Source organism: Actinacidiphila sp. DG2A-62 (assembly GCF_035825295.1).
Classification (GTDB): domain Bacteria; phylum Actinomycetota; class Actinomycetes; order Streptomycetales; family Streptomycetaceae; genus Actinacidiphila.
Genome location: NZ_JAYMGI010000002.1, coordinates 4,720,428 through 4,736,250 on the forward strand (window position 1 = coordinate 4,720,428; position 15,823 = coordinate 4,736,250).

The window sequence follows — 15,823 nt, forward strand, 5'->3', positions numbered from 1 at the left end:
CACAGGCTGTGGGCAACCCCGGAAGCGGAAGGATGAGGCCGTAGGAGCAGGCGCCGCGCCAGGCACCGCGCCGGACATCCCGCGGGGCGCCGAGCCCAGCGTCGATCCCGCCCCCGTACCGCCCCGCCCGTCGCGGATCATGAAACGCCCCGCCCGGGCGTGAGGTGCGCGGTCACGGTGCGCCCGTGCCGGTCGCCGCGCGTCTCGACGTGGTGCGCGAGCGCGGCGACCATCGCCAGCCCCCGGCCGTGGATGTCGTCCGCGCCGGGGTGCTCGACGATCGGCGCGGTCTTCGTGCCCCCGGAGTCGGTCACCGAGATCGACACCACCGCGGCGGACACGGCCACGCTGACGTGGAACGTCACGGCAGCCCCGGCTGCCCCGCCGCCGGCCGCCTCCGCCGAACCGGCCGCGCCGTCCCCGCTGCTCGAGGTGTTCGGTACTCCGGCCGAAGAGCCGGTCGGAGTACCGCCTGATCACGTCGAGGTCCATGAGCCCCGTCGCCGAATGCAGACTTTGCGCTACCGGTAGAAATTTCATCTAGGGGCTGTCCCGTAAATGATCTTTGGATCACCTCGGGCGTGCTTGGCCGCCGTGTGTCCCGCTCGTTTATCCGGCGACAGCGAGGTTGTGCAGGCGGGCGACGCCGCGCATGGCGTGGTGGACTCCGTCGCCTTTGAGGCGGCAGTCGCGGAGGATCTTCCAGGTCTTCATGCGGGCGAAGGTGTGCTCGACGCGGGCCCGGACCTGTTTGTGGAACTTGTTGTGTTCTTGCTTCCAGTCGGGCAGTTCCTCGCCCTTACGGCGGCGGTGAGGCATCACGAGGCCAGTGCCCGGGTAGCCACCGTCGGCGATCGTCATGGTGTTGCCGACGGCGGCCTTGGCCCCGGACTCCTCCCAGGCTTTGCAGTCATTGCGGTTGCCGGGAAGCGGTCGGCCGACCACGACGATGAGCCGGGTGTCGGCGTCGATGACAACCTGGTGGTTCGTAAAGTAGCGGTAGTTCTTCGACTGCTCGGCGACGGTATGGTCGCGAGTGGGCACCAGGGTGCCGTCCACGATGAGCACGGCGTCCTTGGCGAACCGCTTGCGGGGCTGGAGCGCGAGCATGGGACCGAGATGGTCGATCACACGGTCCGCCGCGGACTTCGACACCCCGAAAAGCGGCGCGAGCTGGCGCAATGTCAAGTTAGTGCGTCAGTACGCCGCGACCAGCAGCGCCCGGTCCTCCAAGGACAGGCCCCATGGCCGACCCTTGCGGACCACGTCCGCACCGTCGCGCCGCAGCACAGTCACCAGCTTCCCGAAGGCACGCGGACTCAGCCCGGTGAACGGGGCTATCCAGGACGGCTCCGACGCCGTGATCACACCAGCCACGCCGTGATCACACCAGCCACGCCGGGATCATCGCACCAGCCCGGCGTGCCTCCCCAGCACCCCTCCCGGCCTCAGCGGAACTCGTGGACCACCTGGATTTCGCCGACGATGTGGGCATTGAAGTCGTCCAGCTCCTCGGCCGGAACCCAGAGCTCAAGGATCGTCTGCCCGCCAGCCTGCTGGACGGGATACCGGCTCAAGAACTCCGACTCGACCTCGAAACGAGTGACGAAGCCTGCGTCGTCGTGCCTCACGTTCCAGTCCCGGGCGATCCTGATCGCGTAGTCCTCGTTCAGGACCGGGTAGAAGATCGGCTGCTCGGGCAGCCGGGGCGGCCACGCACGCCAGTCCAGCTCCCGAACCAGATCCAGCTTTTTGGGGCCGGTGGGGCGCCACAGGGTCGTCGTTGCTTGCCGGCTGGTCATGGGCATCGCTCTCTGGACATAGGCCGCTGGTATGGCGGGTCGAGAGACCGGACGATACCGGCACCGCGAACTCAGTAGCCACGCAGTTTCCGTCGCCTCGGCAGCTCCGCGACCAACAGTTACGGGACAGCGCCTAGCGGAAGATCTGCTCGATTCCGAAGACGAGTTGGTGGGCTTGGGGCCGTCCGGCGTCGATGAAGACGTCGCAGATTTCCCGCAGGGCGGTGAGGTTCTCCGGTGTGTGCAGGATGCTTCTGTGGTCGGCGAGGATGCGTTCCACAAACTTTACGCAGGTTCCCAGGCCCATCGGGTCCATGGTGTATCCGTCTTGTGTGCCGGCCTTTTTGATGATGTCGCGGATCGTCAGGAGAGCTTTTTGTGGGCGGTGGTCGGTGACGTATTCGTAGATCTCGACCAGGTGGTGGGTGACGGGTGCAGCCGGGACCTGCGCCAGGATCTGGATCACTGGGTCGGCTTCGTCGACGAGCCTGACTTGGTCCGATGTGAGGGGTGTGGCTTCCCGGTCGATGGCTCCGCTGCCGGAGTAGAGCTGGAAGGCGATGGCGTCGAGCAGTTGCAGTTCGGCTTTCAGCTGCTTTTTCTCGCTGTCGGTGAGCTGGTCTGCGCGCCTGATCGCTTCTTGTGCCGAGCGGAGTGTCGGCTCGGCGAGCTCGTGCATGAAATCTAGGGCGCGCTTGCGGATGGCGGGGTCATTGTGGGTGAGAGCCTCTTGAGAGCGGAGTATGTGGAGGGAGCTTGACCAGGTGCTTTGCCCGGGCCAGTTGCCGATCATCTGATCGAGTAGCGTTCTGGCTTCTGGCATGGCGTCATAGACCCAGAGAAGTGCGGCAACGGTCGCGCAGGTGGAGGTCGCGGACTCGGGAGTTTCGCTTGGGTTCACGCGAGCCGCAATGTGGGCGATGAGCCGTGTGCCTCGGTGTCGGTCGCCCATGCGCAAGCCCGCGGCCTCGACTGTCGCGCTCAGGACGGCGTCGTCCGATTCCTGCTGGGCGAGCAGTTCGAGGAGCTTCCAGGCTGTGTCCGGGTCGCTGCGTGCGACGAATGGTGCTGTTTTGGCGGTGGTGTGCCGGATCTGTCCGACAGGGTCCGCAGCGAGCTCGAGGATCGCCTCTCCTACCTGCGTGGTGTAGTGGTCGGGCGCTAGGCATAGCTGCCCGAGTCCACGGGCTGCCTCGGTGCGCGGGCCTTGCGGGATGGACATGGTGTAGCCCGCGTTCTGATCCGTCGGCTCAGGACGCGGGGTGCCTTTCAGTGACAACAGGATGGACCGGGCGTGGCCCAGGGCTGATGGCGGTGCTTGGGTGGTGCGTGTCCAGATCTCGGCTGCCTCGGCCATGAGGTCCTCTGCTTCGCTGCGCAATGCTACGGAGGATGCCTGGCCTAGTGCTGCCTGAAGCGCGGTGACGGCCGGGACGCAGGAAGTGATCTCTCGGAGAAGCGCGATCATGACGTGCACGTCCGTGCTGTCGGGGAGATTGCTCAGACGTACAGGCGAGCGGAGCACGGCCGCGGCAGCCAGCAGCGGCAAGGCGGCGTTCTTCGAGCCGTCGACGGTCGCTGTACCGGTGAGCGGCGGACCAGGGCGGATGGCGATGACTTCAGCGGCCGTGGTCCGCGCGGTGCCCCGGGGATTGAGGCGCTGCGGTTCCATGCGGGACCTCCAGGATGGGTATGGCTCACCACGAAACCGTCGATCGGGCCTGCCACTCCACCTGACCTGCCGGTGCTGCATGGGCTATGCAGATCCCGCATGGGAGGTGGGCGAGGTGTTCCCGAGATCTGCTCAACGGGCAGGATCGGCGACGGCGGAGGGAGCCGCGCGTATGGCCGCAGAGCAGGACGAAGCGAAGAAGACCGGCGAGATCATCCGGCATGCGCGTGTGCTCGCGAGACGTTCCCAGGCCGATGTCGCGACCGCGCTGGGATACCACCAGTCAAAGGTCAGCCGACTCGAACAAGGCAGAGGCACGGAGGATTTACGCGTGCTGCGTGCCGTCGCCATGGAGCTCCGTATCCCTCTGGAGATGCTGGGCGTGGCGACTGCTCCCATCGCTGGCAACGCTGATCGAGAGACCACAGAGGACATGCACCGTCGCACATTCCTTGCCGCAGGTGTCGCCACGCTCGCCGTACCTCCACCGTCAGCGATCCCGTACGGGGAACTCGTCCAGTCGCTCCTGCCCGGTGTTGCGCCGACGGCAAGCGGCAACGACGAGGGTCTACCCGAGCTGGCCGGCAGGATGAGGAGGTCGCGGGCGCTGTTCCTCGCCTGTGACTACGCCCGCCTCGAACTCCAACTGCCGGCTCTCATCGGTGACCTCCGCTGCGCCGCCGCCAGCTCGTCGGAAGCGACCGGCATGCTGGCCGCCGCCTACCAGACCACCGCGAGCCTTCTCCTCAAGCACGGCGATCACGGCCACGCGTGGCTCGCAGTGGGCCGTGCCATGGCAGAGGCCGAGCGGTCAGGCGACCCGGTCGTGCTGGCATCCAGCGTCCGTCTGCACGCCCACCTGCTGGCCAGGGAGCAGCACGCCGGCCAGGCGGTCACTTTGGTCCGGCACACCGTGGAACAGATGTCCGGCTCGTACGACCGGCGGTCTCCCCGGCACCTTGCTGTCCTCGGAATGCTGCTTCTGCGGGGAGTGACGGCTGCCGGCCTTGGCGGTGACCGCGGCTCCGTACAGGACTTCCTCACCGAGGCGCGTGAGGTCGCCAAGGTGATGCCCGGCAGCGAGCCCGACAGGTGGTCCAACTTCAGCTCGATCAACGTCGAACTGCACGCGGTGAACGCGTCCGTTCTCCTGGGCGACGCGGGGTTGGCGCTCCAGGCGGCGCGGCCGCTCATGCGCCGCCACATTCCGGTCCCGGAGCGCCGGGCCGCGCTGTGGACGGACGCTGCCCGCGCGTACAGCCAGCAGGGCCGCCTCGCCGACGGTTACCAGGCGCTGCGCATCGCGGAGAGCTGCGCCGCCCAGGACGTACGCCGCCCCGCCGTACGGGAGCTGGTGGCCGACATGGCTGCGCGCGACCGCCGTCGTACTCTGCCGGAACTGCATCACTTCGCCCGTCGGTTGGGAGTGCCCGCGTGAGCGATTCGCCGAAGAGTCCGTTCCTGTACGTCGTCGTGTGCGCTGCCGGTGTGGCACCGGACGTGGGCACGCTGATCTCGGCAGCACAGGACCGGGGCTGGGGCGTGGGCGTCGTCGCCACACCGCTCGGGCTCGGCTTCATCGACCAGGCGGCGGTCGAGGCGCAGACCGGATACCCGGTGCGGTCGGCGTGGCGTAAGCCCGGTGACGTGCGCCCGCTGCCGCCGGCCGATGCGATCGCGGTGGCGCCGGCGACCTACAACACGATCAACAAGTGGGCAGCCGGTATCTCCGACACGCTTGCGCTCGGCATCCTCTGCGAGGCATACGGGATGGGCATCCCCACTGCCGTGCTGCCGTACGTGAACAGCGCGATGGCCGCCCATCCGGCGTATGCCGAGAGCCTGGCGCGACTGCGCACGATGGGTGTTCTGATCAGCGGTTACGAACCGCATCCGCCGAAGTCGGGCGGAGGCGCGGACCGGTTCCGATGGGTCGAGGCACTGGAATTGCTCGCTCCCAGCGTGGACGTTGGGGACTGACCTCCGGGGCAGGGACCGCTCGCTCCGCGCAGCTTATGCACAGCGTGCATGGGCAGCAGCCCTGTGTGCATGACGCGTGGCCCGCGGTACGGCTTCACCGCTTTGGTCTTCCTGAGACACGTCGATGGATACCAAGTGGGGAGAGACCTGGTGACATATTCGGGAAGCGGTGACGAGGCCCCGGTCCTGATGAGGCGGTGGCCGCGAAGCGCCCGGTGCGCGGGCGTGGCCCGGCAGGAATTGCGGCAGCAACTGGAAGCCTGGGGTCTGAGTCGGCTCGCGGAGACCGCTGAGCTGGTCCTTTCGGAACTCTTCGGTAACGCGGTCCGGCACGCGTTCCCTCCTCGTAGGCGCCAGATCGATACGCGTTACGAGCGGGCGCTCGGTGGTGTGCGCATCGAGGTGCACGACGCCAACGAAAACTGGCCGGAGCTCCGGAAGGCGACCGCGGATGAGGAATGCGGACGCGGGCTTCTTCTCGTGGACGAGCTCACCGGCTCGCGGTGGGGCGTGAGCGAGCGTGATGGCGGGGGAAGCGGGTATGGGCTGTCGTCGCCGACGATGACCCGGCCCCCACCGCTTCTTCGGACGCCCAGCAGCGAGCGTCCCGGTGACCGAGAACAGTGCTGAGCGCACCGCGAGGAGCCGGGTCCGGCCGCGGAGGCTTCACCAGGAGCCGGAAGCGGTGACGTGGGCACGGGAGAAGGCCGGGCTGACGAAGCGGGCGCTGGCCAGTGAGGTCGACATCAGCGAGCAGTTGATGGGGGAGATCGAGTTCGGGTGGCGCAGCGCGACCCCGGCCAATCTGGCGAGGATCGCGGCGGCCTTGAACTGCCCCTTGGTCGTTCTGGAGCGCAAGCGGCAATGAGCGGCAGGTGATCACTGACCTGCGTTCCAAAGCTGTCATCGGTGTCGCCGGTCGCCGGTGTCGGATCGGCGAGCAGCCGGTTGAGACGACGCGGTGTCTGCCGCTGTTCGCCTGGTTGGAAGGACCGTGCTGCGGGCTCGGGCCGCTTGTGCTTGAGGGCTGAGCGGGGGCCGCTGGGTGAGGCGATGCAGGCGCCACGTGAGGACTTGGGCGGGGGAGCGGGCGTCGGTGAGGGCGCGCTCGTTGACAGCTTGGCGGAGGAGTCGCGGGACGTCGTGGCCAGCGGATTCGGCGTCCGCGAGGGTGGTGGCCAGGACAGGCCAGTGCGGGTCGTCGAGGATGTGGTCGGCGTGGGCCGGGAGGGTCTGGCGGATGCGCCCGGCGTGGCGTTCGGCTGCCGACCGCGGCGGGGCGCGGTGGGCGAGGGCGGCGAGCGGTGCGGCGGCGGCGTGGGCGTAGGCGGCCTGGAGGTGGGTGAGGGTGCGGCGCGCGGCTTCGACCTGCTGGTTCTGGTGGCGGGACTGCTGCCAGCGCTGGATCGCGATGACGGCGAGCAGAGCTGCATCGAGGAACATCGCCAGTGTGGCTCCGTCGCCGGTTGAGGGTTGTCGGGCGAGGGCACGGACGGCGTTGCGGAGTGCTCGGGCGTGGTGGTGGTCGGCTTGGACGCGGGAGCGGCTGGCGCGTTCGAAGGCTGTTGCGGCTGCGCGTAGTTGCGGGCGGAGTTCTTCGGGAGCGTGGAGAGGCAGTACGTCGAGGGCTTCGGCGAAGGCGGTGATGTGTGCCTGGGCGGCCGGGTCGTTGTTCTGGGCGAGGTGGTGGGGGATGCGTTCGGTGGCGGTGGTGGCCTGGTGCCAGGGGTTGGGTCGGCGGGGGCCGGGCAGGACGGGCTCGGTAGAGGAGAGGCGGGCGCGGATCTGGGGGTATGACAAGTCGGGGGCGAGGGTGGAGCCTGAGAACCAGATGGGCTGGCCTTCGGCGTTGGTGTCGCCGTCGAGGGCGACTTTGTAGCCGCGGATGTCGCCGGAGGGAAGGTGCAGCACGTCGACCTGGACTCCGCTGCGGGCCAGCAGACGTAGGTATTCCTCGGGGCTGGTGGCGACGGCCACGGCCGTGCGGGCGATCGTGCGGAGTTGTTCGCGGGGTGTGCGGGCGCGGCCGGTGCGGAGGGCTTTCTCGGTTTCGGCGCGGGTGGGGCGTTCGGCGGCGGTGCCGTCGCCGGGGGTGATGCGGCGCAGCCCGTAGTCGAGTTCGATCTGGCGGGCTTCGGCCTGGGCGCGCTTGTAGGAGTAGGAGTCGCGGGGTTTGGTGCCGTCCTGGCGGACCTTGGTGGCGAGGATGTGGATGTGGTCGTCGGCATGGCGGACGGCGATCCACCGGCAGGCACCGTCGTCGCCTTCGGGCGCGATGCCGGTGGCGGCGACCATGCGTCGGGCGATGTCAGCCCACTGGTTGTCGGTCAGGATCGGGTCTTCGGGGGCGGCGCGGACTGAGCAGTGCCAGACGGGTTTGTCGGGGCGTTCTGCCGGATCGGTGGCGTTGACGGGCAGGTCGAGGTAGGCGGCCAGTTGCTTGAAGGTCGCGTCGGGGTTCCGGCCGGGGTCGGGAGCCAGGCCGTCGAGGGAGGCGACGAGGTGCGGGTCGGTGTGGGCTTCGTGGCCGCGGCCAGTGCGGTAGAGGTAGCCGATCGCGCCGGCGGTGTTGGAGCCGGGCTTGTGGATGGATGGGATCATGCGCGCTCAGCCAGCGTCTGGGCGGCGGTTTCGAGGCGGGCGGCGACCCGGCGGACGTCGGCGAGGGCGGCCTCGGCGCCGATGGGGTCGCCGCCGGAGTTGACGGCGCGGGCGATCTGGTTGACGTTGTTGCCGATGCGGGCCAGGTCGGTTCGGGCGGCGACGAGTTCGCGGATGGTGCCGCGCAGGTCGAGCAGGTTCGCTGCGACGTGGTTGATGTCGTGGGCGGCTGCGAGGGATGCCTGGGCCATGAACTTGGCCAGACTCGCGCCGGTGTGGTCGGCGGCGGCCTTCAGGTGCGTGCGTTCGGTGGTGCTGAGGCGGACGCTGACGGCGGCGCGTTGCTTGTTCTGACGCGTACGGGTGCGTCGCTGCGGTCGCGTACGGGTCGGGGCTGCCCTTGGTGCGGGGCCGCCCTCGGGTCCGCACCCCGCACCGGTCGCCCCCGGGCGCCCGGTGTCCTGCGCCACCCCCGGGGCGCAGGACCGCGTGCAGGGCGCTCCCCCGACGGGGGAGTGTCCCAGCGCACAACTTGCTCCGCCCGGGGCTGGGTTGGTTGGTATCTGTTCGGGGCGGGTGGGAGCTTTGTGGTGCGGGTCGTGCACGGGGGGTGTCTCCGTTCGGGGTTGGGTCGGTGTCGGGTGTTGTCGGTGGTAACGGTTCCGGTGCGCGGTGTTGGGCCGGACGGAGATCGTGAGGGACTCGCGGCCATGGCGGGCGGGTGGGAAGGCCCTGGCAGCCGATCCTTGATTCCGTGCGCCCACGGTTGTGTTCCGTGGCCGGTCGCGCCCGGTCGTCCGTGTGACCGGATGGGCGGACCGGCGTTGGCCGGCCCGCCCTTTGACCTGCGGGGAGTTCCGGTCAGCGGCCGGGTTGCTCGCGGCGCAGAGCAGTCATGATCTGGGTGAGCCGGTCCTCGGCGATGGTGTGGCCGGCGGCGTGGACGTGGTCGCGGACCACGGCCCGGGTGGGGTTCTCGTGCGCCACGAAGACGGGACGGGCCAGGGCAAGGAGTTCATCAAGTCCGGCGCTGGGCGGCCGGCCGATCCGGCGGACCGACTCGTCGGGTATCGCGGCGGGGTGCTCTTCGGCGCGCGCGTGCTCGACAGGCGCCTGACCGGACGACGGAACCGCCTCGGCCTCCGCACTTCGGGCGGGTGGTACTTCGGTCTCGGGTGCCGAGTCCGAAGACGGCGGAGTCTCCGTCGGCCGACGTACTGGCACTTGGACGGCGGGCAGGCCGTGGCGGGTGATGAGGATGTGGAGGTGGACGGCTCCTGCGAGGGCGAGTGGGGCGAGGGTGGACAGGATGCCGACGGTGGTGTCGCTGAGGTGCAGGCCCGCAGCGTGGGTCTGCTGGTTGAGGCGGATGGCGTGGAGGGCGTTGGCCCAGATGCTGGCGGCTGTGGCGGTGGTGAAGAGGGTCCAGACGTAGAGGCGGGCACGGAATGGTGCGGTGCGCAGGACGAGCAGGGCGCGGATGCCGTAGGCGATGAACCCGTCGATGACGGCGGGGAAGAGGTACGTCAGAGCTGGGCGGACGTGGATCGCGACGGCCATTTGCTGCAGGGCGTCGTAGGAGAGTGCGCAGCCCGCGCCGCCGAGGACGGTGATGGCGGCGCGGTCCCAGGCGGTGGCCCGGGGCACGGGGACATGGGCGTTCGGGAACATGCGGGGATCTCCGGTGAGGGGTGGCATCCGCGCGCTGGCACGCGTCGGCGGAGGCGGTGGAAGTGGTTGTGACAGGCGGCCGGTGGGCCTCTTTTTCGGGAGCGGGACCCGTTACGAGGCGGTGTGCCGTCTGAGGTCTCGGCCGGTGAGGATGACGCGGTCGGTCATCTCCGCGAGGCGGGAGGCGACGCGGTCGCCGACGGCGTCGCGGAGCTCGGCGACGGGCAGGTTGGTGGTGACCAGCGTCGGCAGGAGCTGGTTGTAGCGGTGGTTGACCAGGCGGTAGGTCAACTCCTCCGTCCACGGGGACTGCTTGGCCGCGCCGAGGTCGTCCAGGAGCAGGAGCGGGCTGCGGGCCAGCGCCCGGAGCTGCCGCTCGGCATCGGTGCCCTGTTGGGGGCGCTGTGCGGCGTAGAGGTCGGCGGCGGTCGTCGCCTCCCACCGCAGCCGGACACCGGCGGCCAGCAGAGCACGGATGGCGCCGTAGGCCTGGTGGGTCTTGCCGGTGCCGGTCGGGCCGGCGATCAGCAGCGACGGGCCGGTGGCGATCCCGCGCGTGACGCCGGGGCCGGGCCTGCCCGCAGCCGTGATCGCCGTGACCCAGCAGGTGACGCGCGGGTGGTCGGCGACGGCGCGGCGGTAGCGGGGCGGGATACGGGCATCGGCAAGTTCCAGCGCGGTCGTCGGCTCCGGCTCGGGGGCCGGGACATGCGCGTGCGGATCGATGCCCCGGGCGGTGAGGATCGCGGCGAGGCGGTTCACCGCGCCGCCGACGGTGGAGGGTTCGCGGGTGGCGGTGGTCACAGGTCACCGCCGTAGGCGGCCTCGACGTCGGCTGGGTTGGCCCACGCGCGGTGCTGCGTACGGGGGTTGGCCTGCGGCGGTGTGGCGTTCATGGCCTCGTTGACGAGGCTCGGCAGCACGCTCGGGCTCAGGCCCTTGACCCGCAGCCGCTCCAGGGCCGGGCGGATGTGGTCTGGCGAAATGCCTTCGCCGAGGAGCTGGTTGACCGTCCGGCCCAGACCTCCGAGGAACTGCCCCGGCGGGTGGTGCGCGCACGCGGCGACGTACTCGTCGAGGAGCTGCTTCGCCGACACGGAGGGGCCGGGCGCGGGGGCGCTCGCGCTCCCCGAAGGGACTGATCCTAGATCCACGATCCTAGGTCCTAGATCCGGACGCCGAGGGCCCGCCGAGGGTTCGGTGAGGCCTCCGTGAGCTCTCGGTGAGACCTCACTGAACATTTCCTGACCTGCGATTTCGTGATTCGGTGAGGGTTCGCTGCTCCGTCGCGAGTCCTCGGTGAGGCCTCCGTGAGGGCTCACCGCATCCTCACGGAGGCCTCCCTGCGTACGTGGTGAGGGCTCATGGACACCGGCGGCGCGGTCGTGGTGGGGGCAGGCGGGTGCGCGTATGCCGCTGGGCCGGTTGATCTTCTGGTGGCGGTGCCAGGTGACCACGTGCAGGTACTGCTTGCCGTCGTCGCCTTCATAGCGGCAGACCAGCTCGGCGGCGGCGAGCTGGGTGAGGTCGTCCTCGACGCCGAGGGGGCCGTGGTCGGGGCGGAGCGACCACAGCAGGCCGGCGATGACGGCGGGCTGGTCGCGGTACCGGCCGTGGTCGTCAGCTTGGGTGAGCAGGCCGAAGAAGGTCCGCTCGGCCGACAGGGACACGGCGGCCAGGGATTCCGAGGCGAAGGCTTCGGGCTTGATGGTGCGTATGCGGGCCATGCCTCAGCACCCCGCCTTCGGGGTCGGGCGGCCGAAGTGGAGTGCGCGGCGCGGGCGCGGGGTCGTAGGGTGGTGCACAGAGCTCCTTGTCAGCGGGCCATGCGGGGTGGCAGCCCCGGCGTGCTGGCGAACCGTTCAGGGATGGGCGGACGGGGTTTCTGCTTCGGCCTCCGGCGTTCTCAGCGCCGGGGGCCTTTCTCGTTCCGGACGATGGGACCGACAGTTAAACCACACCCGGCTCGAAGAGTCCATACTTAGCTCCACTTTTCGAAACAGGTCGGCAGGGAAAGTCTTGCGCCGTATGGAGCGCACCGTAGCCGTAGCTCACGGATCGCCCAAACCAGAGCTCCTGCCCAGGTCAACACGCGGCCAGCGAGTCCGCGTTGTCCGTTCCGGTCTGCTTCAGGCCTCGTCCGGGATTCGGTGCTACCGTCCGGCCTGCGGACTGCTGCCGCAATTACGCGGCCGCGTTGTACACCCGAAAATGCTGTTTCCCAAACGGCATTTTGCGAGGTACAACATGACGTCCCTCCGAAAGCCCTCCACGGCTTACGCCCATCCCTGAACCACCGGCCGGCACCACCGGGGCTGCCACCCCTCGTCGGCCGGAGAAGGAGCCCTGCTTTGCGCCCATCCGCTTCATCCCCACACCGCCTCTCCGCGCCGCGCGCCGCGACGGAGGGGGTCGCCGGTGCCTGAACGCCTTCTGAACGTCGCCGAGGCCGCCGAACGCCTCGGCACCGGCGAGCGCTTCATCCGCCGCCTCATATCCGAGCGCCGGATCGCCTTCGTCAAGGTCGGCCGCCACGTCCGCCTCGCGGAGAGCGTGCTCGACGCCTACGTCATGGTGAACACCGTGCAGCCCGTCACCCGCCGCCGCTTCCGCGCGCACTACGGGAGGGCGGCCTGATGCCTAAAGCAAAGGGCGCCAAGCGCCGCTTCGGGTCGGTCCGGCAGTACCGTTCCGGACGCTGGACCGCCAGCTACCTTGATCCCACCGGCCTGCGCCGGAACTCACCGGAGACCTTCTCCACCAAGACCGACGCCGAGGTCTGGCTCTCCCAGGTGGAAGCCGATCTGACGCGCGGCGACTGGACGGACCCGGACGCCGGAGCGGTCAACTTCGGGGAGTACGCGCTGCGCTGGGTCGAGGAACGGGGTCTCGCCGCGACTACCGACGAGCTGTACCGCAGGCTGCTGCGTCTCCACCTCCTGCCGGCGTTCGGCTCGTACGACCTGGACGAGATCACGCCCGGCCGCGTCCGCGCCTGGCGGGCCGACCGGCTGGAGGCTACAGGGACGACAACTGTCGCCAAGAGCTACCGCCTGCTGAAGGCCGTCCTGGAGACGGCCGCCGACGACGAGCTGATCCGCCGCAACCCCTGCCGGATCAAGGGCGCGGGGAAGGAGGAGGCGGAGGAACGTCCGATCGCCAGCGTCGAACAGGTCGACGCGGTCGCCGAGGCCATGGGTCCGCGCTGGCGGCTGATGGTCTACCTCGCTGCCTACGGCAGCCTCCGCCCGGAGGAGCAGGCGGAGTTGCGCCGCCCCGACGTAACGCTGCCCGACGAGCCGGAGGAGTCGAAGCGGCGGCGCGACGTGCCGCGCGAGCCCGTGCTGCTCCGGATCACCCGCGCGTCACCGGAACTCACCACCGGCCGCCGTGCCACCGGCGACCCGAAATCGCGCGCCGGAAAGCGCGTCGTCGTCCTGCCCGCATTCCTGACCGTCGACGTACGACGGCACCTCGACTGGTTCGCGGCAAAAGAACCAGACGGTCTGCTCTTCGTCGGAGAACGCGGAGCACCGTTCCGCCGGTCCACCTTCGGCCGTAAATGGCGGAAAGCCCGTACGAAAGTCGGCCTGCCCGACAATTTCCGCTTCTACGACCTCCGGCACACCGGCAATACCCTCGTCACCCAGTCCGGCGGCACCCTGAAGGACGCCATGGTCCGCGCCGGCCAGTCCTCGGAGCGCGCGGCCCTCATCTACCAGCACTCCACGCTGGACCGGCAGAAGGAAGTCGCGGCCGGCCTCGACGAACGCGTCCGCGCCGAGCGCCTCGACGCGGCGGCCGACGACCCATCTGGTGCGGAAGTGGTGCGGCTGGCCTGACGGCGGTCTGACCGCCTGTCCGGGGGCCGACGCGACAGCTCGTCGGCCCCCGAACCATGCCTGTTGCCACGCTCCGTGCCGGAACCCATCGGTCATACGCTGCACCCCGCCAGCAGTGATCCAGTCCCTGAACAGCGGCGTTGTATGTCGGTGCCGCCGCGCGGCCGTCAACCGAGCGTGACCGAAAGTGACTTCATCGTGTGACGTAGGTCACTCAAAGTCCGTCTCAGGATTCGAGAATTGCGCTGCGCCAATATTCGATACCCCATTCAGCGCCACTCGCCTGGCCCAATTAACCGCCAGATGTGGTGCACAAGTGGTGCGCGGCCCATTAATTGGTCTGGACAACGATAAAGCCCCAAGTCGTTGACCTGGGGCTTCTTTGTGGAGCGGATGACGGGAATCGAACCCGCGCTCTGAGCTTGGGAAGCTCATGTTCTACCATTAAACTACATCCGCTTGTGGTGACTGCCCGGGGAGGGCGGGTCACGGATACTGTACCGCATGTGGGGTGGGGGAGGGGTGGGGGTAGGTTGAGGGGGGACGGTGTGGTGGTCCTGGGGTCCGGGTGGGGCATCCCCTAATGTGTGGGTTCGTCCGGCCACGCGGAGTTGGGGAAGGGACTTCATGGAGCGCACCGTTGTTCGTTGTGCCGAGGGGCACGTGTTCACCACGGGCTCGTTTCCGATGCAGCACCTGGGGGCCGATCGGCTGGGTCCCGCCCGGTTGTTGAGGTGTCCGAAGTGCGGGCGGCTGCGGCACGCCGTACCGGTCGAGGCGCACGGCGCGGAGAAGTAGGAAGCGGAGAAGTAGGAAGCAGTCCGGCTCGGTTCGGGTCGCCCCCGGCGGGCGCGGGCTCAACCGCCCGCCGCCCCCGGGTCCGGCCCCGCCCGGCCAGGCCGATCCGCCCGGCGCGTCCCGCCGATCCGCCGGGCCGACGCGCCGGCCCGGCGCCGCCCGTCCCCGCCGGCTGCATGACTCCCGCCCGCCCCGCGGGCGCTAGTCTCGGGGGTGCTTCTCTCAGACAAGGACATCCGGACCGAAATCGACAGCGGGCGCGTGCGCGTGGACCCGTTCGAGCCGACGATGGTGCAGCCGTCGAGCATCGACGTGCGCCTGGACCGGTTCTTCCGGGTGTTCGAGAACCACCGCTACCCGCACATCGACCCCGCGGTCGAACAGCCCGACCTGACGCGGCTGGTGGAGCAGGAGGGCGACGACGCGTTCATCCTGCACCCGGGCGAGTTCGTGCTCGCCTCCACGTACGAGGTGATCACGCTCCCCGACGACATCGCCTCCCGGCTGGAGGGCAAGTCCAGCCTCGGCCGGCTCGGCCTGCTCACGCACTCCACCGCGGGGTTCATCGACCCCGGCTTCTCCGGGCACGTCACGCTGGAGCTGTCCAACGTCGCGACGCTGCCGATCAAGCTCTGGCCCGGTATGAAGATCGGCCAGCTGTGCCTGTTCCGGCTCAGCTCGTCGGCCGAGTTCCCGTACGGGTCCCAGAAGTACGGTTCCCGGTATCAGGGCCAGCGCGGGCCGACGCCCTCCCGCTCGTACCTCAACTTCCACCGCACGCAGGTCTGAACGCCCCGGCGCGGCAGTGCGGCTGGCGGGCGTCACGGCCCCGGCGGCCGTCGCGGCTCGGGGGCGGCCTCCCGGACCCGCCGCTACGGGTGCATCCGCGCCCCCTTCATCACCTTGTCCACCGCGTTGCGCGGCCCGTAGACCGCGAGGCCGACCAGGTCCAGCGACGTGCGCGGCACGGCCCGCACCGCCGCGCGGTTCGCCGCGTCGTGGCCGGTCGCGAAGAGGTCCGCGGTGAACAGCGCCCGCGGCAGCGCGCGCGTCAGCGCCCGGTCCAGCGCCTTGGCCAGCAGGTCCTTGGTGCCCTCGAAGACCATCACCGGCTGCCGGAACATCGGCAGGTACGCGGTGCCGTCCGCGTCCTCGTACGGCTCCCCGACGACCTCGGGCAGCGTCGGGCCGAGCCCGCTGACCAGGAACGCGGTCGCGTTCAGCCGCTGCCACTGCTCCAGGTCGTCCCGCAGCAGGACGGCGATCTTCGTCTCGAAGCGGGGCGGGTGGGGCGGGTCGAGGGGTTCGGTGTGCTCGTTGCTCATACGCCCACGCTCGCCGCGGACCGCCCGCCTGGTCTTGTACGTTCCTTGCGCGTACGAGGAGATCCCTCAGCCGGCGGCGCGTCCGGGCACACCCGCCGGCCGTCGCCGCGCGTCCGCGCGCACCCACCGCGC

The 15,823-nt window shown here is 69.6% G+C and carries 16 protein-coding genes, 1 tRNA gene and 1 pseudogene; 7 read left to right on the forward strand and 11 right to left on the reverse strand.

Going from position 1 to position 15,823, the window contains the following annotated elements; all coding sequences use genetic code 11:
• Positions 1–137: 137 nt before the first annotated feature.
• The 4 genes and pseudogenes from VSR01_RS21120 to VSR01_RS21135 form a co-directional block, all read right to left on the reverse strand.
• The gene (locus VSR01_RS21120; RefSeq protein WP_326450740.1) at positions 138–365 is read right to left on the reverse strand and encodes an ATP-binding protein; all 228 of its coding nucleotides are present in this window, start codon (positions 363–365) and stop codon (positions 138–140) included.
• Between the two features lie 244 nt (positions 366–609).
• Positions 610–1,377: pseudogene (locus VSR01_RS21125) on the reverse strand (transposase).
• 71 nt (positions 1,378–1,448) lie between these two features.
• Positions 1,449–1,802: a hypothetical protein gene (locus VSR01_RS21130; RefSeq protein ID WP_326450741.1), complete on the reverse strand. Its 354-nt coding sequence runs from the start codon at positions 1,800–1,802 to the stop codon at positions 1,449–1,451.
• Between the two features lie 133 nt (positions 1,803–1,935).
• Positions 1,936–3,474: a hypothetical protein gene (locus tag VSR01_RS21135; protein WP_326450742.1), complete on the reverse strand. Its 1,539-nt coding sequence runs from the start codon at positions 3,472–3,474 to the stop codon at positions 1,936–1,938.
• 172 nt (positions 3,475–3,646) lie between these two features.
• Between VSR01_RS21135 and VSR01_RS21140 the strand changes: the two genes are divergently transcribed.
• From VSR01_RS21140 to VSR01_RS21155, 4 genes are all read left to right on the forward strand, one after another.
• Positions 3,647–4,912: a helix-turn-helix transcriptional regulator gene (locus tag VSR01_RS21140; RefSeq protein WP_326450743.1), complete on the forward strand. Its 1,266-nt coding sequence runs from the start codon at positions 3,647–3,649 to the stop codon at positions 4,910–4,912.
• A complete protein-coding gene (locus VSR01_RS21145; protein WP_326450744.1) occupies positions 4,909–5,454 on the forward strand; it encodes a flavoprotein in 546 nt (181 codons plus the stop codon). Before VSR01_RS21140 ends, VSR01_RS21145 begins: the two co-directional genes overlap by 4 nt.
• A 225-nt stretch (positions 5,455–5,679) precedes the next feature.
• On the forward strand, positions 5,680–6,084 hold the full coding sequence (locus tag VSR01_RS21150; protein ID WP_326450745.1) for an ATP-binding protein: 405 nt from the start codon (positions 5,680–5,682) through the stop codon (positions 6,082–6,084).
• Positions 6,085–6,139: 55 nt separating this feature from the next.
• A complete protein-coding gene (locus VSR01_RS21155; RefSeq protein ID WP_326450746.1) occupies positions 6,140–6,322 on the forward strand; it encodes a helix-turn-helix domain-containing protein in 183 nt (60 codons plus the stop codon).
• A 35-nt stretch (positions 6,323–6,357) separates the two neighbouring features.
• Here VSR01_RS21155 and VSR01_RS21160 read toward each other — a convergent pair whose 3' ends face one another.
• The 5 genes from VSR01_RS21160 to VSR01_RS21180 form a co-directional block, all read right to left on the reverse strand.
• Positions 6,358–8,055 (reverse strand): relaxase/mobilization nuclease domain-containing protein, encoded by a 1,698-nt coding sequence (locus VSR01_RS21160; protein WP_326450747.1) that lies wholly within the window; start codon positions 8,053–8,055, stop codon positions 6,358–6,360.
• Entirely contained in the window at positions 8,052–8,525 is a 474-nt protein-coding gene (locus tag VSR01_RS21165) for a MobC family plasmid mobilization relaxosome protein (RefSeq protein ID WP_326450748.1), read from the reverse strand. The genes VSR01_RS21160 and VSR01_RS21165 overlap by 4 nt, the downstream gene beginning before the upstream one ends.
• A 391-nt stretch (positions 8,526–8,916) precedes the next feature.
• Positions 8,917–9,726, reverse strand: a complete 810-nt coding sequence (locus tag VSR01_RS21170; RefSeq protein ID WP_442785511.1) for a DUF2637 domain-containing protein — start codon at positions 9,724–9,726, stop codon at positions 8,917–8,919.
• 111 nt (positions 9,727–9,837) lie between these two features.
• Positions 9,838–10,530, reverse strand: a complete 693-nt coding sequence (locus VSR01_RS21175) for an ATP-binding protein (protein WP_326450750.1) — start codon at positions 10,528–10,530, stop codon at positions 9,838–9,840.
• Complete coding sequence (locus VSR01_RS21180; protein ID WP_326450751.1) at positions 10,527–11,453, reverse strand: hypothetical protein; 927 nt, start codon at positions 11,451–11,453, stop codon at positions 10,527–10,529. The genes VSR01_RS21175 and VSR01_RS21180 overlap by 4 nt, the downstream gene beginning before the upstream one ends.
• 691 nt (positions 11,454–12,144) lie before the next feature.
• On the opposite strand from VSR01_RS21180, the gene VSR01_RS21185 reads away from it, so the two are divergent.
• Together VSR01_RS21185 and VSR01_RS21190 are read left to right on the forward strand one after the other, a co-directional pair.
• Positions 12,145–12,363 (forward strand): excisionase family DNA-binding protein, encoded by a 219-nt coding sequence (locus tag VSR01_RS21185; RefSeq protein WP_326450752.1) that lies wholly within the window; start codon positions 12,145–12,147, stop codon positions 12,361–12,363.
• Positions 12,363–13,568 carry a tyrosine-type recombinase/integrase gene (locus VSR01_RS21190; protein ID WP_326450753.1) on the forward strand — a complete coding sequence of 402 codons (1,206 nt, stop codon included), beginning with the start codon at positions 12,363–12,365 and terminating at the stop codon, positions 13,566–13,568. Before VSR01_RS21185 ends, VSR01_RS21190 begins: the two co-directional genes overlap by 1 nt.
• Positions 13,569–13,953: 385 nt before the next feature.
• Here VSR01_RS21190 and VSR01_RS21195 read toward each other — a convergent pair.
• Positions 13,954–14,027, reverse strand: a tRNA-Gly gene (locus VSR01_RS21195).
• Between the two features lie 552 nt (positions 14,028–14,579).
• Between VSR01_RS21195 and dcd the strand changes: the two genes are divergently transcribed.
• Complete coding sequence (gene dcd / locus VSR01_RS21200) at positions 14,580–15,155, forward strand: dCTP deaminase (RefSeq protein ID WP_326450754.1); 576 nt, start codon at positions 14,580–14,582, stop codon at positions 15,153–15,155.
• An 83-nt stretch (positions 15,156–15,238) separates the two neighbouring features.
• On the opposite strand, the gene VSR01_RS21205 is transcribed toward dcd, so the two are convergent.
• Complete coding sequence (locus VSR01_RS21205) at positions 15,239–15,691, reverse strand: DUF2000 domain-containing protein (RefSeq protein WP_326450755.1); 453 nt, start codon at positions 15,689–15,691, stop codon at positions 15,239–15,241.
• Positions 15,692–15,823: the final 132 nt, after the last annotated feature.